This is a genomic window from Halomonas sp. SIMBA_159 (assembly GCF_046536035.1).
Classification (GTDB): domain Bacteria; phylum Pseudomonadota; class Gammaproteobacteria; order Pseudomonadales; family Halomonadaceae; genus Vreelandella; species Vreelandella venusta_A.
Genome location: NZ_JAWJBT010001709.1, coordinates 1 through 233 on the forward strand (window position 1 = coordinate 1; position 233 = coordinate 233).

Annotated in this window: 1 protein-coding gene; it reads right to left on the reverse strand. The window is 70.0% G+C overall.

Annotation, left to right across the window (positions count from 1 at the left end):
- A partial coding sequence (locus tag R0J87_RS25040; RefSeq protein WP_498889729.1) for a non-canonical purine NTP pyrophosphatase occupies positions 1 to 208 on the reverse strand: 208 nt, incomplete at its 3' end.
- Between the last annotated feature and the right edge of the window lie 25 nt (positions 209 to 233).

Here is a 233-nt window from a genome sequence, read left to right on the forward strand (position 1 = left end):
GGGCCGGCAGGCCGGTCGCCGCGCTGGCGTGGCGTGCCTTGATCAGCGCGTTCTCGACGAAGGTCAGTCCGGTCTCCGGCACGTCCTCCACGCCGAGTTCGCCCTGGGCGACGATGCGCAGCGGCAGGTCGGCCAGCATCGCGCGCAGTTCCTCCAGCTTGCCGGCATTGCCGCTGGCCAGGACCAGCGTGTCGTGCTTTTCGTTCATGGCTTGGGCTCCAGCAGGTCCCAGG